The 795-nt window shown below is 54.6% G+C and carries 1 protein-coding gene; it reads left to right on the forward strand.

The features are described from left to right. Nucleotides 1–752: ABC transporter substrate-binding protein (locus AB4Z23_RS27385; protein WP_441361174.1), on the forward strand; the 752-nt coding region annotated here is incomplete at its 5' end. Nucleotides 753–795 lie beyond the last annotated feature (43 nt).

Raw genomic sequence — 795 nt, forward strand, 5'->3', positions numbered from 1 at the left:
ACGAAAAGGACTTCAACATTGTTGCGGCTCCTCACGGTGGCCTCGTGACCATGCTGTTCCAGACCGCCGATCCGTTGATGTCGAAGGTTGCAATGCGTCAGGCTGTCATTGCCGCGCTGGATACACCGCAGATCGTTGATTCCGTAACCTACGGGCTGGGTGTTCCCAACAATTCGCTCGTTGCGTCCGGCTCGCTTTATCATACGGCGGCACATGACAAGGGTTACAGTTATGACCCTGATGCCGTGAAGGCACACGTGGCCAAGGCCGGTTACAAAGGCGAGAAGATCAACATTCTCACCAACCGTCGCTCGGCCATCAACTATGATACCGCAATCATCGCGCAGGCCATGTTGCAGTCTGCCGGTATCAATGCGGAAATCGAAGTACTTGAATGGGCAAGCCAACTCGACCGCTTCAATAGCGGTAAATACCAGATCATGGCATTCAATTATTCCAACCGCACCGAGCCGGCGCTCGCCTATCAGACGGTTGTCGGTTCGAAAGCCAAGAAGGCCAATGCTGTCTGGGATGATGCTGATGTTAGCAAACTCGTCAATCAGGCGCTGCAGGAAACCGATCAGGCAAAACGTCAGGCGATCTTTGATGACCTGCATACCCGTTTTCTGGAGCAGGCACCTTTGGTCATGCTCGCCAACGGTCTCGATGTCGGCGTGTCCGGCCCGAAGGTAAAGGGATATCGCACCTGGCAGGGGTTCGCCCGCTTCTGGGGTGTTGAGAAAACCCAGTGAGAATGACTGGCGGATACTGACCATGCTGAAATTTGCCCTGAGC

The organism is Agrobacterium sp. MCAB5 (assembly GCF_052114365.1).
GTDB lineage: Bacteria > Pseudomonadota > Alphaproteobacteria > Rhizobiales > Rhizobiaceae > Agrobacterium > Agrobacterium tumefaciens.